Annotated in this window: 16 protein-coding genes; 3 read left to right on the top strand and 13 right to left on the bottom strand. The window is 63.0% G+C overall.

Going from position 1 to position 16,350, the window contains the following annotated elements; genetic code table 11:
- Window positions 1-49: 49 nt before the first annotated feature.
- Window positions 50-916 (bottom strand): FadR/GntR family transcriptional regulator, encoded by an 867-nt coding sequence (locus JQ611_RS03940; RefSeq protein WP_212386055.1) that lies wholly within the window; start codon window positions 914-916, stop codon window positions 50-52.
- Window positions 917-1,000: 84 nt separating this feature from the next.
- Between JQ611_RS03940 and JQ611_RS03945 the strand changes: the two genes are divergently transcribed.
- On the top strand, window positions 1,001-2,140 hold the full coding sequence (locus JQ611_RS03945) for an acyl-CoA dehydrogenase family protein (protein WP_212464574.1): 1,140 nt from the start codon (window positions 1,001-1,003) through the stop codon (window positions 2,138-2,140).
- A 25-nt stretch (window positions 2,141-2,165) separates the two neighbouring features.
- On the opposite strand, the gene JQ611_RS03950 is transcribed toward JQ611_RS03945, so the two are convergent.
- From JQ611_RS03950 to JQ611_RS03980, 7 genes are all read right to left on the bottom strand, one after another.
- Entirely contained in the window at window positions 2,166-3,116 is a 951-nt protein-coding gene (locus JQ611_RS03950) for a catechol 2,3-dioxygenase (protein ID WP_212464575.1), read from the bottom strand.
- Between the two features lie 91 nt (window positions 3,117-3,207).
- Window positions 3,208-4,062, bottom strand: a complete 855-nt coding sequence (locus tag JQ611_RS03955) for a hypothetical protein (protein WP_212464576.1) — start codon at window positions 4,060-4,062, stop codon at window positions 3,208-3,210.
- Between the two features lies 1 nt (window position 4,063).
- Window positions 4,064-4,756, bottom strand: a complete 693-nt coding sequence (locus tag JQ611_RS03960; RefSeq protein WP_212464577.1) for a 4-carboxy-4-hydroxy-2-oxoadipate aldolase/oxaloacetate decarboxylase — start codon at window positions 4,754-4,756, stop codon at window positions 4,064-4,066.
- A complete protein-coding gene (locus JQ611_RS03965) occupies window positions 4,753-5,478 on the bottom strand; it encodes a PIG-L deacetylase family protein (protein WP_212464578.1) in 726 nt (241 codons plus the stop codon). The genes JQ611_RS03960 and JQ611_RS03965 overlap by 4 nt, the downstream gene beginning before the upstream one ends.
- Window positions 5,479-5,504: 26 nt before the next feature.
- Window positions 5,505-6,509, bottom strand: a complete 1,005-nt coding sequence (locus tag JQ611_RS03970; protein ID WP_212386060.1) for a tripartite tricarboxylate transporter substrate binding protein — start codon at window positions 6,507-6,509, stop codon at window positions 5,505-5,507.
- 10 nt (window positions 6,510-6,519) lie between these two features.
- On the bottom strand, window positions 6,520-7,389 hold the full coding sequence (locus JQ611_RS03975; RefSeq protein WP_249132884.1) for an amidohydrolase family protein: 870 nt from the start codon (window positions 7,387-7,389) through the stop codon (window positions 6,520-6,522).
- Window positions 7,390-7,396: 7 nt separating this feature from the next.
- Complete coding sequence (locus JQ611_RS03980) at window positions 7,397-8,110, bottom strand: TetR/AcrR family transcriptional regulator (RefSeq protein ID WP_212464580.1); 714 nt, start codon at window positions 8,108-8,110, stop codon at window positions 7,397-7,399.
- 150 nt (window positions 8,111-8,260) lie between these two features.
- On the opposite strand from JQ611_RS03980, the gene JQ611_RS03985 reads away from it, so the two are divergent.
- Both JQ611_RS03985 and JQ611_RS03990 read left to right on the top strand, forming a co-directional pair.
- Window positions 8,261-9,061 carry a transporter substrate-binding domain-containing protein gene (locus JQ611_RS03985; protein ID WP_212464581.1) on the top strand — a complete coding sequence of 267 codons (801 nt, stop codon included), beginning with the start codon at window positions 8,261-8,263 and terminating at the stop codon, window positions 9,059-9,061.
- Between the two features lie 54 nt (window positions 9,062-9,115).
- Window positions 9,116-10,093, top strand: coding sequence for a tripartite tricarboxylate transporter substrate binding protein (locus JQ611_RS03990; protein WP_212464582.1), 978 nt, complete (start codon window positions 9,116-9,118; stop codon window positions 10,091-10,093).
- Window positions 10,094-10,111: 18 nt separating this feature from the next.
- Here JQ611_RS03990 and JQ611_RS03995 read toward each other — a convergent pair whose 3' ends face one another.
- From JQ611_RS03995 to JQ611_RS04015, 5 genes are all read right to left on the bottom strand, one after another.
- On the bottom strand, window positions 10,112-11,371 hold the full coding sequence (locus JQ611_RS03995) for an MFS transporter (RefSeq protein WP_212464583.1): 1,260 nt from the start codon (window positions 11,369-11,371) through the stop codon (window positions 10,112-10,114).
- Between the two features lie 113 nt (window positions 11,372-11,484).
- A complete protein-coding gene (locus JQ611_RS04000; RefSeq protein WP_212464584.1) occupies window positions 11,485-13,554 on the bottom strand; it encodes an adenylate/guanylate cyclase domain-containing protein in 2,070 nt (689 codons plus the stop codon).
- 23 nt (window positions 13,555-13,577) lie between these two features.
- Window positions 13,578-14,519, bottom strand: coding sequence for an HlyD family secretion protein (locus JQ611_RS04005; protein WP_212268883.1), 942 nt, complete (start codon window positions 14,517-14,519; stop codon window positions 13,578-13,580).
- On the bottom strand, window positions 14,516-14,761 hold the full coding sequence (locus JQ611_RS04010; RefSeq protein ID WP_212268884.1) for a DUF3302 domain-containing protein: 246 nt from the start codon (window positions 14,759-14,761) through the stop codon (window positions 14,516-14,518). The genes JQ611_RS04005 and JQ611_RS04010 overlap by 4 nt, the downstream gene beginning before the upstream one ends.
- 9 nt (window positions 14,762-14,770) lie before the next feature.
- Entirely contained in the window at window positions 14,771-16,291 is a 1,521-nt protein-coding gene (locus tag JQ611_RS04015) for a DUF1254 domain-containing protein (RefSeq protein WP_212464585.1), read from the bottom strand.
- Between the last annotated feature and the right edge of the window lie 59 nt (window positions 16,292-16,350).

A 16,350-nucleotide genomic window follows, 5' to 3' on the forward strand; every position in this document is an offset into this window, starting at 1 on the left:
TTTTCCTCCGTTGTTATAATTGTTCGAGCGTGGATCGAGCCACTCTCTGTTATCTGCGCATTCCGGGCTGCACCTCCGCCAACGCGACGTGAAGCGACATCGCGCCGGGGTCCTGCTCCAGCATCCGCTGCACGGATTCCAGATGGGTACGCATCAGGCGCGTCGCCGACGCAACATTTCGTTCACCCAGCGCCGCCAGGAATTGCCGTCGCTTTTCCGCCAGCCGCGCCATCGCGACGCCGCTCGACGAGACCTTGGCGTAGACGAAGCGCATGTGAATCTCGGTGACCGAATCCATGATCATGGCGATCACTTTGTTACCGGTCGACGCCGCGAGCAGTTTGTAGAATTCGCGCGAGCATTCGACGCGGTCCAGCAGCCGCCCTTCCCGCGTCGCATCCTCGGTGCGCCGAATATTGGCCTCGAGCGCGTCGAGATCGGCTTTTCGTGCATTGGCACACGCCAGCCGCACCACGAGATCGAGAACGTGAACGCGCGCTTCCGACAATTCCCGGACGGAAATCGTGCCGAGCGACAGCATATCGCGCATCACGCCGTTCATGCGGCTGGTGTCGCCCTCCTGAATGAAGGCGCCGCCCTTGACGCCCTTCTGCAGCCGAAGCACGCCGGCCATTTCGAGGCTGCGCAAGGCCTCGCGCAGCACGTTGCGGCTGACGCCGAGCTGCTGGGCCAGGTCTCGTTCGGGCGGCAGCTTGTCGCCCGGCTTGAGGACGCCGAGCGCGAGCTGCTCGCGGATGCGCTCGCAGATTTCCTCGAACGCACGCCGTGTGTGGATCGGGCGGAATGCCGGCGCGGCCGGCGCGCCAGCCGCGCGGTGATCGGGGACCCTTTCGCGCCGGTTGGGCGTCGAAGACCTGGGGCGGGCGGGCGTGCGAGGGCTTGACTTGGTGCTCATGCGGTGAATTATTAAATGGATCACCCATTCAATGGAAGTCCCTTTTTTAAACTTCCGGCAAGAAAAGATGACCCGGGGATCAACATGAGCTTCACCGAGGAGCAGATCGCGTTCCGCGACACCGTGCGGAAGATGGTCGCAAAGCACGTCGCGCCTGTCGCGGCCGAAATCGACGAGACCGACCGCTTCCCGCTCGAACTGGTGAAGCTGTTCGGCGAGATGGGGCTGATGCAGCTCTGGGTGCCGGAACGCTACGGCGGTCCGAACGGCAACCTGACCTTGGCCTGCCTCGCCCGGGAGGAGATATCCAGGGTCTCGCCGGCTTGCGCCTCGATCGCAGCCCTCAACACCATGTTCATCATGCCGCTGCTTCACTTCGGTTCCGAGGAGCAGCGTGCCAAATACCTACCCATTATCGCCAAGGGCGGCGTCGTCACGGCGATCGCGATATCCGAGCCACAAGCCGGCTCCGACGTCACCGCGATCAATACCCGTGCCCGGAAGAACGGCGACAGCTACGTCCTCAACGGCCGCAAGCAATGGTGCAGCTATGGCGTCGTCGCCGACTACATCGTGGTGATGGCCCGGACCAGCGACGCCCCGGGCGCCGACGGGATCAGTGCCTTCATCGTCGAACCGAAGACGATGTCGGGCATCTCGTTTGGACGCCACGAGCGCAAGATGGGCTTCCGCGGCGCGCCGAATACACCGATCTTCTTCGACAATGTCCACGTCCCTGCGGAGAACCTCGTCGGAGAAGAAGGCAAGGGCTTCCGGGCGTCGATGCGCGCGCTCGACCTCAACCGGCCGACCATCGGCGCCCAGTCCGTCGGCCTGGCCCAGGGCGCGCTCGACGCGTGCGTTGCCTACGCCAAGGAGCGCAAACAGTTCAAGAAGGCGATCGCGGAGTTTCAGGGCGTGCAATTCATGCTGGCCGACATGGCCATGCAGATCGAGGCCGCACGTGCCCTCGTCTACGAATGCGCCCGGGCCGGCGATGCCGGCGACTGGAAGCGCCTCAATTTGCTCGCCAGCATGGCCAAATGCGTCGGCAGCGATATGGCCATGAAGGTGACAACGGACGCCGTCCAGATCTTCGGCGGCTACGGCTACACCATGGACTATCCGGTCGAGCGCATGATGCGCGACGCCAAGCTGACCCAGATCTTCGAAGGCACCAACCAGATCCAGCGCGTGGTGATCGCCCGGGAGCTGCTTCGGTAGAAGCGTGCTGACAGGCTTTCCCCCGTCACACCGGCGGCGTGCCGTGGGTGTGAAACGACTCGATCGTCTTCAGCCCCCAGGCCTGGCCTTTCTTGCGCTCTTCCTCGGTCCAGACGATCGGTTTCCAGTCGGGCGCGAGGATGAGGCGGGCGCCGGCGTTGGCGACCTCGACGCGGTTGCCGCCGGGTTCGTAGACATAGAGGAAGAAGGTTTGCTGGATCGCGTGCTTGTGCGGGCCGGTCTCGATGTGGATGCCGTTCTCCAGGAAGATGTCGGCGGCGCGCAATATCTCCTCGCGGCTGTCGAGCGCGTAGGTGACGTGATGGAAGCGGCCCATCTTGCCGTAGTGATCGCGGGTGTAGGCAAAGTCGTAGCTCTTGTTGCACATCGTCATCCACATCGCGGCTTCCGTGCCGTCGTTGAGCACGATCTGCTCGGTGGTGCGCAACCCGAGATAGTTTTCGAAGAACAGGCGGTTGGCCTTGATGTCGACCGCGAGGCAATTGAGATGGTCGAGCCGGCGGACATTGACGCCGCGCGCCGGAAACCGCTGCGCCTGGTTCTTCAGTGCGGGCTTCAGTTCGGGCGGCGCCTGATACCACTCGGTCTCGTAATAGAGTTCGACGATATGGCCGTCCGGGTCGCGGCAACGGAACGCCGGCCCCTGCCCCATGTCGCCATCGACCCAGCCGATATCGAAACCGGATCCCTTCAGCGCGGCGACACGTCGCTCCAGCGCCTGCGGGCTGCGCGCGCGCAGTGCCATATGCTCCATCCCTGAGGTTTTGGAAGCCGTGAGCTTGAGCGAATAGCGCTCGTAATCGTCCCAGCCGCGCAAGTAGACCGACCCTCCCTTGCGGCCGCTGACGGTCATGCCCATGACGTCCACAAAGAATTTTTCGCTTTCCTCCGGCTTCGGCGTCAGCATTTCCATGTGGCCGAGATGGGCGAGATCGAAGATCGGCTCTAGGGTCATAGGTGGTCTCTCTCGTAGGGTGGGCAAAGCGTAGCGTGCCCACCAGTTCAAGTTCGGATGGTGGGCACGGCGCTACGCGCCTTTGCCCTCCCTACAATTGCAGCGCACGCGTTATGTCGTCGAACAGCTCATCGACGCTGAAAGCACGCGGAATGAGGCCTTGCTGGGCCGTGTAGCCGATAATCAGTTCAAGCGAACGTCGCATCTCATCTGCCGTGAAACGTGGCGCGGTGGGTGATGCGTTGGCCGACTCCGCCAGCAACCGATGCACTTCCCGCACCGCGTCCGGATTTTTCTCGCATAGGGCCCGGCTCACCACCACCATGTGGTTGATCGGCACGACCTCATGCTTCGCAGCCCAGGCCTTCTCCTCCGCGCCGACGTCGGCGAACAGCGGTTTCAAATCCGCATCGTCTGACTTCTCGCCGAGCACCGCGTCGAGTTCACCATCCACAAGCATCTGGATGATTGGCTTGCCGGCCGGTGCCCGTTTGGTCGTGTCCTTGAATTCGGCGACATGGGCGTCCTCGAAGGTCACCCAGTCGATCGAATTGAGATCGACGCCGTAATCATTGGCGAGGATGCCGCGCAGCCACGCGCCGGTCGTGGTGGTAAAGGAGCGGATACCGACGCGCTTGCCGTTCAGATCGGTAGGGGTCAGCGCGCCCCGCTTTGCGTTGTACAGCGCATGTCCATGCTGAAAGCGCGCCATCACCACATCAGGCAGCAGCACCATCGGCTTGTCAAAGCTCCTGGCCATCAGATAGGTGACGATGGCCATCTCGGAGACGTCGAACGCGGCCTCGCGGACCATCGGCTTGAAGCCCTTGTTGGTCGGCGAATAGTCGACAAAGTCGAACTCGACCAGATCGGATTTAATCGCGCCGCTCTTCAGCGCCGCGGTGCCGGGATGGTCGCCGAGCAAGGTGCGCAGGCGTATTGCCATCTCAGTCGCTCTCCGGCTCATCGATATAGACAAGGCCTGCTTTCGCCAAGGGCTCGCGCATGTTGTACATGTCGAGGCCGAGCACACCGGCGGCGAGTTGCTTGCGCTTGCCGTCCTCGTCGACGTGGCGTTTTTCTCCCTTGGCAACGACGTCGGCGGCATCTTTCCGCCTGACGACCACAACACCGTCGTCATCGGCGACGACAGCGTCGCCCGGCACCACGTTGATCCCGGCGCAGACCACGGGCACATTGACGGCGCCCAAGGTCGCCTTGACCGTGCCCTTGGCGGAAATCGCCCTCGACCACACCGGAAACCCCATCTCGCGCAGCGCCTTGGCATCGCGGACGCCGGCATCGATCACCAGGCCCCTGACGCCGCGCGCCATCAGCGAGGTCGCGAGCAGATCGCCGAACATGCCGTCGGTATTGTCGGTGGTGCAGCCGACCACCAGAATGTCGCCGGGCTTGCACTGCTCCACCGCGACATGGATCATCCAGTTGTCGCCGGGCTGCGCCAGCACGGTCACCGCCGTGCCTGCCGCCTCGCCGCCGGCCCATACCGGACGCAAATATGGTTTCATCAGGCCGAAGCGGCCATAGGCCTCGTGCGCGGTGGCGACGCCGAGCGTGCCAAGGCGGTTCACGAGGTCGGCATCGGTACGCTTGATGTTGCGGACAACAACGGTTTTCATGCCAGTTCCTCCATCGCCATCGGGAACAGCCGCTGATAGGCCTCGCCATAGGTCATGGCCTTGCCGGAATTGCGGCCGCCCTGCATGCCCCGCTGCAATGCGACGCGCTCATAGTACGCCCACAGGTGTTTTTGCGCGGCGAGAATTTCAAAGGTCTTGCGCTTCTGCTCCCAAACCTCGTCGATGTTGAGGATCACCTGCGGCTTGAAATTGCACATCTCGGGCTGGTGCGGCTCGAACAGGAACACCGGCGGCGCGGCGTAGGTGTACTTAGCGCCGGGCTTGTGGCCCATCGCCTGCGCCACCACGCGGGTCTCCTGCGCGAAATGCGCGGCGTTGGGATGATCGAAATTGTAGGGGTCTTCCAGCGCGTGGGTGAGCACGAAGGACGGATTGAGTTCGCGGTAGATATCGACCATGCGATCGAAATGCACTTCGGTGGTGCGCAGCGGATAATCGCCGGCATCGAAGAATTCGATTTTCGCTCCCAGCATCTCGGCTGCGCGCTGCGCCTCGTCGCGCCGTCCCGCCTTGACCTTTTCAAGCGTGGCACCGGTTTCCTTCCAGGCGAACTGGCTCTCGCCGCGCTCACCGAACGACAGGCAGGCGATCTTGATGCGGTACCCCTTCTTGGCGTGAAGCGCGATCGCCCCGCCCGCGCGCCAGACGAAATCGCCGGGATGCGCCGTGACCACGAGGCCGGTCTTGTTTGCATTGGTCATTGCTGTTTCCTCTTTCGGTTTTCCGGCTATTGCTTCTCGATGCCCGCCCGCTCGATCACTTTAGCCCATTTCTCGATATCGTCCTTCAGCCGCTGCGCGATTTCCTCCGGCGTGGAGGCCTTGGCCTCGATGCCCAGCTCGAGCGCGCGCTTCTTCAAGTCGGGCGTGTCGAGCACCTCGCGGAGCGCCGCATTGAGCGTCTTGATCACCTCCGGCGGCGTGCCCTTGGGCGCAAAAATCGCGTTCCAGGACTGCGCCTCGAAATCGCCGCCGCCGGCTTCCTTTACCGTCGGAACGTCAGGCAGGAACGGCGTGCGGACCGAACCTGAAGTCGAGACCGCAGTCACCGCCTTATCTGATATGTGCGACTGCACCGCGGTGTAATTCTCGATCGCCATCTGGATATCGCCGCGCAGCAGCGCGATCAGGACATCGGGCGAACTGCGGAACGGCACGATGGTGATTTCGACGCCGGCAGTGGATTTGAACAATTGCGCCGAGAGGTTTTGCGTCGAGCCGACATTGATGGTGCCGACATTGAGCGCACCGGGCCTTGCCTTGGCCGCTTTGATCAGGTCCGCCAATGTCTGGTACGGCGAGCCGGCCTGAGTGACGAGGATGAAGTCGAAATAACCCATGCTCGAGACCGGAACGAAATCCCTGACCGGATCGAATCTCAGGTTCTTGAACAGCGACACCGAAATCGCGGTGCCATTGCTCAGCAGCGCCAGCGTATAGCCGTCGGCGGCCGACGACAGCACCGCGCGAGCGGCGGTGATGCCGCCGGCGCCCGGCATGTTCTCGATGATGAAGCGCTGCCCGAGCTTTTCGCCGAGCTTCTCGGTGACGATCCGCGCGGTGACGTCGGCAACCCCGCCCGGACCGAAGGGGAGGATCAGCCGCACCGGCCGGTTTGGATAATTCTGGGCGCAGGCGATCTGCGGCGTCAGCAGCAACACTGCCAACACAAATGCGCCTGCGATCGATGCGCAGCGGCCGCTCAAACCAAAACCCTCGGGCCTGACCGTCATGGTTGATCCATCAGAACTCAAACAGCCGCGCGGGATTATCGACCAGTATCTTTTGCTGCAACTCGGGCTCCGGCGCGAATAGTGGAATGAGGTCGACCAGATCGCCGTCGTTCGGCATCGCCTTGACGTTGGGATGCGGCCAGTCGGTTCCCCAGATCACGCGATCCGGCGCCGTCTCGATGATGCGGCGCGCAAACGGCACCGCGTCGTGGAACGGCGGTCCGCTGGAGGACCCCCGCTCGCAGCCGCAGACCTTGACCCAGCATTTCTCGTCGCGCTGCATCAGGTCGATCAGGGTCCGGAACGGCAACTGGTTGAGTCCGTCAGCAGCCTTGACCCGTCCCATGTGATCGATGGTGTAGCGCACCGGCAGTTTTGCCAGCAGGTCGGCATATTCAGGCAAGTCGATCGCATCGAAATGCAGGTCGATGTGCCAGCCGAGCGGCGCCACCATCGCGACGATCTTGTGGAACACCGCCATGTCGGGCACACCTCCGAGATGGCGCACGAAATTGAAGCGGCAGCCGCGGAAACCGCCGTCGTGAAGCTCCTGAAGGCCGCGCTCAGTGATGGTATCGTCGATATTGGCGACGGCGCGAAAGGTCCCGTTGCTGACGGCGATGGCGTCGAGCGCAACGCGATTGTCGGTGCCGTGCACGCTGGCATTGACGATGACGGCCCGGCCAATGCCGAGCTTCTGATGCAGCGCCCTGAAATCCTCCAGCGGTGCGTCCGGCGGCGTGTACGGTCGCCCCGGCGCATACGGATATTTGTCGCCCGGCCCGAAAATATGGGTGTGCGCGTCGCACGCCAGCGGCGGCAGGCGGAATTTCGGCGTCCGCGTATTGCGATCCGGGCCGGGAATCGTTGGCTTCGACATCATGCTCTCATGCGGTGCGTGAGCGGGAACCGGCCGGGGCTTTCCTGGCTCCGGCTTTCGCAGCGGGCTCGGCGGCCGCCTGGCCGTTAATGTCAGGCGCCTGCAGTGCGGCGACGGTGGCAGAAACCAGTTGCTCGATCGCCTCGGCCATGTCGGCGCCATCGGCCTCGCCACGCGACAACCGCGTCACCCGTTCCGGGTTGACCAGGGTGTAATAGAGCGCGCCGAGCAGGAACTGGGAGCGCCAGACCAGCGTCCTGCGCGGCAGATGCGGCAGGCTCTGCTCGATCGCTTCAATGAAGGCGTTGGTAGTGTCGTCGAAGATCTCCGCAATGATGCGGCCGACCACGGCGTTGCCTTCCGCCGACATGACAGCGCGCAGCCGCGTGAACCGCGCGCCGCCGCCCGCCAGATCGCTGCTCGACGAAAACGCCGGCTGCACATAGGCGCGCACCACGGCCTCGAGCCGGTCCTGCACGTCGCGCACGCGCCGCGCCGCCACCAATAACTCGATACGGCGCTTGTTCATGGGACCGCAATGCCGCTTGTAGATTTCGAGCAGCAGGCCGTCCTTGCTCTTGAAATGATAGGTGACGCTGCCGGGATTGGCGCCCGCCTCCAGCGCGATGTCGCGGATCGAGACCGCGTTGAAGCCCCGGGTCGAGAACAGGCTCTCGGCCGCGCTGAGGATTGCTTCCCGCATATTGGGATTGCGCGTCATGAGTTTTCTTTGGGCTTTTCTTTGGGGTTTGCTTTCCGCTTTTTCTTTTGTACAGATGTACAAATTATCAGGTCCAGTCAACAAATATATCGGTGGCGCCGGAAAAACCCGGCGCCGACGCGACTGGAGCGGAAGGCACGGGAGAGCGATATGGCTGGAAGGCGCCAGATCATTGTTGCGGTGCTGGCGGTTGCCGCGCTCTTTGCCGGTGGCGCCATTGCGGCCGACACCGAGATTCGGCAGATCCTCGCGCCGAGCGGTGCGCTGCGGGTGGCGCTGTATCCGGGAACACCGACCTCGATCCTGCCGGATCCGAAGTCGGGCGGACCAAAGGGCGTCGGCCACGATCTCGGCAAGGAACTCGCGAGCCGGCTCGGCGTACCCTTTGAGCCGGTGATTTTCTCCGTGAACGCCGAGGTCCTCGAAGCGGTCAAGACGGGCAAGGCCGACATCGCCCTCACCAACGCCACGGCCGCGCGGGCACGGGAGTTGGATTTCGGCCCGCCCGTTTTTGAAGTCGAGCTCGGCTATCTCGTGCCGAAGGGCTCGGCGCTCACAGCGCTGATCGAGGTGGATGCAGCAGGCATGCGCGTCGGCGTCACGGCAGGAAGCTCCTCGGACGGCACCCTTACGCGCGACCTGAAGAAGGCCGAGATCGTGCGCGCGGCAAATTTCGATGCCGCCATCGAGATGCTGACGGCCGGCACCCTCCACGCCTATGCCACCAACAAGGCCTCCCTGTACGAGATGTCGGAGAAGCTGCCGGGGTCAAAAGTGCTCGACGGCCGCTGGGGCGTCGAGCGTTTCGCAATCGGCGTCCCCAAAGGACGCGACGGCGGGATGGCGTTCATCCGGCAGTTCACCGAAGCCGCGAAATCGGAAGGCCTGGTCAAGGCCGCGATTGCGCGCGCGGGGCTGCGCGGCGCGGTTACGCCAGAAACACAGAATTAGCGGCGCACGCCGGCCACTTCCAACCATCGATCCGGACAAGAAGGATTTCCTATCATGCTGACGTCGCGCAAACTCATCCGTTCCGTTCTGGCCGCGGCACTATTCTCGCTGGCCGGTACGCTGGCAAACGCCGAGGGTTTCCCAAGCAAGCCGGTGCGCATCCTGGTGCCCTATGCGGCCGGCGGCGCGGTCGATGTCCTCGCGCGCACGGTCGGCCAGTCGCTGTCGAAGATCTGGGGCCAGCAGCCCGTGATCGAAAACCGGCCCGGCGCCGGCGGCACCATCGCTTCGCAGGCGCTGACCCAATCCGCCCCCGACGGCTACACCCTGATCCTGGTTGCCAGCGGCCATCCGCTCAATCAATTCTTCTATCCAAAGCTGCCCTACGACACCTTCAAGGATTTTACCGCGATCAGCGAGATCGCCGCGTCGCCGCTCGCCATCGTCGTCTCCAGGAACAGCCCCGTGAAGAATCTCGGGGAGTTGCTGACGATCGCCCGCGAGAAGCCCGACGCCTTGTCCTATGGCATGTCCGGCAACGGCACGTCGGCGCACCTTGCCGGCGAACTGCTCAACTACATGGCCAAGGTGAAGATCCTTGCGATTCCCTACAAGGGCGGTGCGCCCGCCCTCACCGCCGTAATCGCGGGCGAGATTCCGATCAGCGTCAATCCCTTGCCGGAGGTCGTCGGCCAGCTAGAGGGCAGTACGGTGCGCGCGCTTGCGGTGACGACGGCGCAGCGTGCCAAGGCGCTGCCGGATGTCCCGACGGTCGCGGAGTCCACCTTGCCCGGCTACGACGCGTCGGTATGGTGGGGCTTTCTCGGACCCGCGGGCATGGCGCCGGAACTGGTGACCAGGATCAACGCCGATCTCAAGGCCGCCCTCAAGGACCCGGCGGTTCTGACCGCGCTGGAAAAGATGGGCGCGACGCCGGTCGGAAACTCACCGCAGGAATTCGACGCATTCATGCGCGCGGAGGCCGCCAAATGGGAGCCGGTGCTCAAGGAAGCCAACATCAAGATGCAGTGAGGCGCGCCAACGCGACGCCTATCGCGCATTGGCCGGGGCATGCACCGGCCACAAATCGGCGCGCCAGTGCAGCATGATCGCCAGCATCAAGGCGAGACCGACCGCCGCGTACAGTGTTCCCGTCGCGGCGAAGCCGATCTCGTCGATCAAGCTGCCTGCGGCCAGAAGGCCGAACGGCAGGCCATAGATCACCATCATGCGGACGCCCATCACCCGGCCGCGGAAATTCTCGGCTGCCGTGCGCATCAGGATGACGGCGATCGAGATCATCGCGAGGCTCTGCGAGAAACCGGCGATGACCAGGCAGACGATCGCGGTCGGCACCGTCTGCATCTGCACGAACAGCAGCAGCGTCGCGTACCACAATACGGTCGAGGCGATCATGAGCCGCGCCACCCTTATGCCGTGGATCAGGCTCAGCACGATCGAGCCCGCAAGCGAGCCGAAGGCGAAACTTGCCGAGAGATAGCCGAGCCCGGTCTGGTTGGTGCCGTAGATCGTCTTGGCCACATAGGGCAGCAATCCGTTGGTCAGCGGATAGGCCGTGAGGTTGGCGAGGAACGCGACCCACAGCGCGGCGCGCATGCGCGGTGTGGTCCAGCAATAGGCCACGCCCTCCATCAGGTCGCGCAATGGCGAGGGCCGCAGCGCCTCGCCTTCGGTATCCCCGGTCGGATGCGGCTTGGCCGGTGCCACCACGCACAGCGTCAGCACGGTCGCGACGAGATAGAGGCAGACGATCGCCACATAGGCCGACCCCATCCCGAGCGCGGCGAACAATCCGGCGCCGCTCAGCGCGCCGGCGATGCGCGCGGTATCCATCGTGGTTCGGGAGATACTGATCGCGCCGATCAATTGATCGCGCGGCATGATGGTCGCAACCAGCGCGCCGCGCACGCCGAGGTCCGACGGACGGACGACCCCCATCAGCGCCGCGACGATAAAAACAAAGAGTGGACTGAGATGGCCTGACAGCGCCAGCGTCATCAGCACGCTCGCCAGCACCGCGTAGCACGCGCGCATCATGGCCAGGAGATCGCGGTGGCCGATGCGGTCGCCGACGACGCCGAACATCGGGGCGACCAATGTACCGATATAACCAAGGGAGGCGAACACGGTGAGCAGCAGCACCGACCCGGTCTCGACCAGCACGTACCAGCCGAGGATGATCATCTCCATCTCGAACGCCCATGAGGTGAGCAGATCGGCGGGCCACTGGAAACGATAATTCCGGATCCGGAATGGAGCGAGCGCGGAAGGCCGCGCGAAATCGCTCAAGACTCGCCGTCGCGATTCATCGCGTTCCACCCTGCCCTGTTTCTTGTTCTTTGCTAGAGCTTGGATAGCGTGCAGGGATCGCTTGTGTCAATTATGATAGCCCCAGCGCATGGCTACCCTGCTCTTGCCGACAGTCGCCGGTGATAGCCGGCAATGCCGTCCCACGGATACTTCGCAAGGAAAGCCCCGAGCAGCTCTTCCGCCGTAACCAGCGGGCCGTTGCGAAGCGCAACGTAGACCATCTCCCATTCCAGGCAGAATTCCGCATCCGCGCTCGGCACGTCCGCCCGCTCCGATCTCAGTTCGTAGATTTCGAATGTCTCCGCGAATCCCTTCGGGTTGATACGGTCAACGCTGCGGAAATGAAACCGGCCGTCGACACGCTGCTTAATAGCCGAGCTTACCAGTATCGATGTCCCGTAATTCTTGTTCAACCCTTCGAGGCGCGCGGCGAGATTCACCGTTGCCCCCAGAACGGTGTAGTTCATCCGGTCCAACGATCCGATATTTCCGACCACGGCATCGCCGACATGCAGGCCGAAGCGCGTGTTGTAGAGCGGCCATCCTTCGCGCTGGAACGCGGCATTGAGCTCACCGTTGGCCTCGATACAGGCGAGCACCGCCGCGCAGGCATTGGCAACATGATCATCATCCTCGATCGGAGCGTTCCATATCCCCATCACGGCATCGCCGATGAATTTGTCGACCGTGCCCTCGTTCGCCATGATCGCCTCGGACATGGCCCCGAAGTAGCGCGAGGTGTACTGCATCACCTGAGTGGGGTCCCTGTTTTCGGTCAGCCCGGTGAAGTTGACGACGTCGGTGAACAGGACCGTTACCTCCCGACGCGCGCCGCCCAGCGTCATCGCGTCGCCGGTTTCCACGAGTTGCTGCACCAGGCGCTTAGGGACGAAGTTCGAGAAGGTCTGCACCAGCGTGCGCATGGTGGAGACCGACCGGCCGAGATCGTCGATCTCGCGGATCGTGGAATGCAGGGATGACCCGACCGCCGGCTGGAACCGCTGGATTCGGTCGGTCTCGTCCGCCAGCGCCCGCAGCGATTTGGACAGAATCGAACCGATAACGAAGACAATCGGCACCATGGCTGCGACGAATCCAAGCGTGGCGACAAACAGCCGTCGGCGCTCGGAGAGGATACTGGCGAAGAACTCATCGACCGGCGCCACCACCGCGACGCGGAGGTTGGCCGGACCCGAACGGGGGATGGTCTGGAATGCGGCGGCATACAGCCGGCCCGCCGGGTCGTTAAAGAACTGTTCGGAAATCCCGTTCGCGCGCCAGGCACGGATCGCCTTGAGAACTCCCGCCATATCGGTCTCACGCAGGCTCGGAACAGTACCCGACACCTCTCTTCCCAGCATTTCCGACATCCGGGGATGGGCCAGAATGCGATCGTCATCGTCAAACAGGAAGGCGACGCCGGAGTCCGTCAGCTTCTCCCTTTTCAACACCTCCTGCGTCGCATCCATCAGCAGGTCGCCCGCGATCACGCCGCCCCTGCCCGCTTTCAGCGCGGACTGCACGGTATAGCCCTGCTTTCCGGTCGCGAAGAAAATGTACGGTCCGGTCAGCCAGCTGCCATCGCGGCGCTCAGCGTCTTTGTACCAAGGGCGCTGGCGCGGATCGTAATCGAGCGGCCCCGGCAACTCCCTGATTATTTCGAGCGTCTCTGACAGAAACAGCCTTCTTGACTTGACGCGAGCAGGATCGGACCGCGAGATCACGACCAGCCGGAATGCGGCCTGTTCGGGTGCCTCCAGCCGCGCGCGCGAGTCCCGACCGGTACCGCCGATATCGTCCATCTCGATGAACGAGCCATCGTCGTAACCGACATACAGGCTGAAGAGCTGTGTGTTGTTCCTCACCATGGCCGCGAGCAGAGCATACAGGCGCGGATTATCCTCGATTTCCGCGGACTGGATCGGCGGCAGCGCGTTGAGAATTTCGAGATTGTCCCTCACCAGTTTCAGTTGCGAGCCGATCCGGTCCGCCGACGATTCGGCCACCTTGCCGATGAACTGGCTGGCGGCCGCATTAGTGACCGCGGTGATCCGCTCAAAGCTGAGATAGACCAGCGCCAGACCGATGACGAGAACGATCGCGACGAACAGCGTGATGACGGAGGTCTTGAACCCGAGCCGTAGGCTTCTGTTGTTCGTCATCGAAGCACCATCAATCACTCCACTCAGAACGGATTGACGTAATTCGTGATCGCAATCTGGCGCAGCAGCACCTTGCGGATGACGTGCGCCAGCTTGACGTGTTCGGTGAAGATGGCGGCATCGCCGGCGCTGCCGGCGGGCAAACTCCGGACCAGATGCGCGTCGTCGAGCCGGATACGAACAACAAACGGCACGGAGGCAATATTCTTGGGCGTCACGGCCAGTCCCGAGGTCTGCACCTGACCGGTCGCGACCGCCTGAAGGACGCTCTCGACCTTGCCGCTGTAGATCTGCCCCGGCTTGAACTTGAACGTCGCCTCGACGGCTTGGCCTGGTTCAATATAGCGGGCATCGATCTGCGCGATTTCGACACCAACGATACTGTCGGACGTATCGATGAAGGCCATCACCGGAGCCAGGGGCAGGTTGGCGACGCGGGCGCCCTTGCGCAGCGCGACGTTGGTGACGTAGCCATCGCCGGGCGCGCGCACAACCGTCTTGTCCAGATTCCATTTCGCGCCTTCGAGTTGCGCCTTGAGCTGGTCAACTTCGGACTGGCGTTGCTCGACGTCGAAACCGCGGCCGGAATCTCGCTCGAACAATTGCGTCATCTGAGCGAGACGCGTCGCCGACAGCTTCAGCTGTGCTTCGATTGCTTTGACCTGCGCCTCGAAAGGTACGGGATCGATGCGGAACAACACATCGCCCGCCCTCAGCGGCTTGTTCGCCTCGACGGGAACGTCGATCACTTCGCCGGCCACGCTTGGCACAACCGCGACCGAATTGCGCACCACCAGCACGGGTCCCTGCGGTGCGCCCCACCCCATCGGAATGAACAGACCGAGATTGAGCAGCAGCAGGACGATGAACGGCGACACCTTCCAGAACAGATTGAAGCTGATGATGCCAAACTTCACCAGCGCAAACATCAGGACGAGGTAGACGCAGAGCATCGCCACGATCATGGGGCACGCTCCTGCGAATGCCGCGCCGGTACGTCAACGTAAGCCCAGATCAGCGCCAGCGGCCACAGCGCAAAGCCGCAGATCAGCGTTACCCAACCTGCCACCGTCACCGCCTCGGCCCAGGGATGCCCGCGGCTCTTGGCGATATGCCCGGGCAGCCAGCCGGCGATGCAGAACACGCCGACCACACAGGCGGCGAGAATGATCAGGACAATCCAGGCGAAGATATCGAGGCCGCTCATGATGCCTCGCTAACTGACGCGCTGCACCGGCGGCGGCGTCCAGGAGCCATCCAGAACGGGCGCTTTCGGCCAGTACGCGCGCACGTAGAGTGAGAAATCGCCCTTCGGAGCCGGCAGCCAGTTGGCGCGCTGTGTGGGATCGGCCGGCGCCTCGGCCTGCACGTAGACGGTGAGCGAACCGTCTGCGGCAGGTTTGAGATCCTTGTTCTTGGTGCCGACCGAGAAGCGGTTGATCGGGTTTGCGACAAAGAAATGGTGCTGGTTGTAGATCGAGAGCGACCAGAAGCCATTCACGGGAGGCGTGCCGTCCTTCGCGAACGTCACGGCGTAGCGGTTGGAATTGTTAAGCCGAGCCCCCGAGGCGTCGAGGTCCTGATAGAAATATTTGGTTTCGTTTGGCGAATTCACCAGGATGTTCGATTTGGCCACCGCCGTCCGGGTGAAATAGTCCGTCCCAAACGCCGACTCGTTGGAGATGGTGCTCCAGTTATGCAGCAATTGCTGACCGTAGTTACGGAACTGGAACAACGGATTCACCAGCTTCTCTTCCGCATCCTTGGCGGCCTCGATCATCCCCTGCTTTATTTTTGGATTATCCTTGGCGGCAGCCAGTACCGCGAGCAGCTGTGCATAGCGTGCTTCCTCGCCCGGCAGCGGCGGCGCGTCGGCGAGTACGGTCGGAAGCTCGTCGAAAAACTTCTCAGGGAGCACCCATCGCGTTTCCTCTTCGCCGGGAGGCGCGCCGGCTACCTTGGGCAGCTTGCTCCACTCCGTGCTCTTCATCCGCCCGTCGTAGTCAGCGAGCGGATACATCGCGATACCGGTCAGCACGCCCTGAATCGTACGCTTGTCTTGCGGCGTGTCGTCCTGAAAAACACGCGGCGCAACAAGGCCGGTATTGCTCGACGCGCGGAATACGCGGGTGATTCCCTTTGGTACCTCACCGCTCCAGTTGGGTCCGACAAGGAGGTAAAAGCCGGGCACGGTGCCGTACATCTTGCCGAGCTGAACGAAGCTGTCAGTGCGTAGATCGACAATCTGATACACCCAAAAGCGATCGCCGAAATCCGGCACCTGGACCACCACCGGAGAAACATCCAGTGCGATCATGCCGAGGCCGTAGACGACGTCCTGGTTCGGGCACGCGACATTGCGCTCTTCCGGATCGACATAGTCCGTCAGCATCGTGAGGCGGTTGAGCGGCGCCTGGAGCAACGGGCCGACATACCTCTGTTCCGTCATCTTCGAGAACGCAAGCCGGCGGTTATAGATATTGACCAGCGGCCAGGCCCAGAAGAAGGCGTCGCGCGCGACGTGGGCGGCATAGGCCTCGGTGATCTTCACGCGTGCGTCCGGCCCCGGTGGCAGCGCGCGAACCCATCCCGGCGACGGTGGCAGAGGCTGTGGATTGAGCGACGAGGACTCAGCGTTGGCGACGGACGAAGTACTCCCCGCCAGTACTGACGCGATTGCGAGCGTCGTCCCGGTGCGCAGGATATTTCTGCGATCGGGATCTGCGTTGGTGATCATTGCTTCAATTCCCATAAGCGTTGTCCTTGTGACGCAGCCTTCAGCTCACCGAATGCAAA

The organism is Bradyrhizobium sp. AUGA SZCCT0182 (assembly GCF_018130185.1).
Lineage (GTDB): Bacteria > Pseudomonadota > Alphaproteobacteria > Rhizobiales > Xanthobacteraceae > Bradyrhizobium.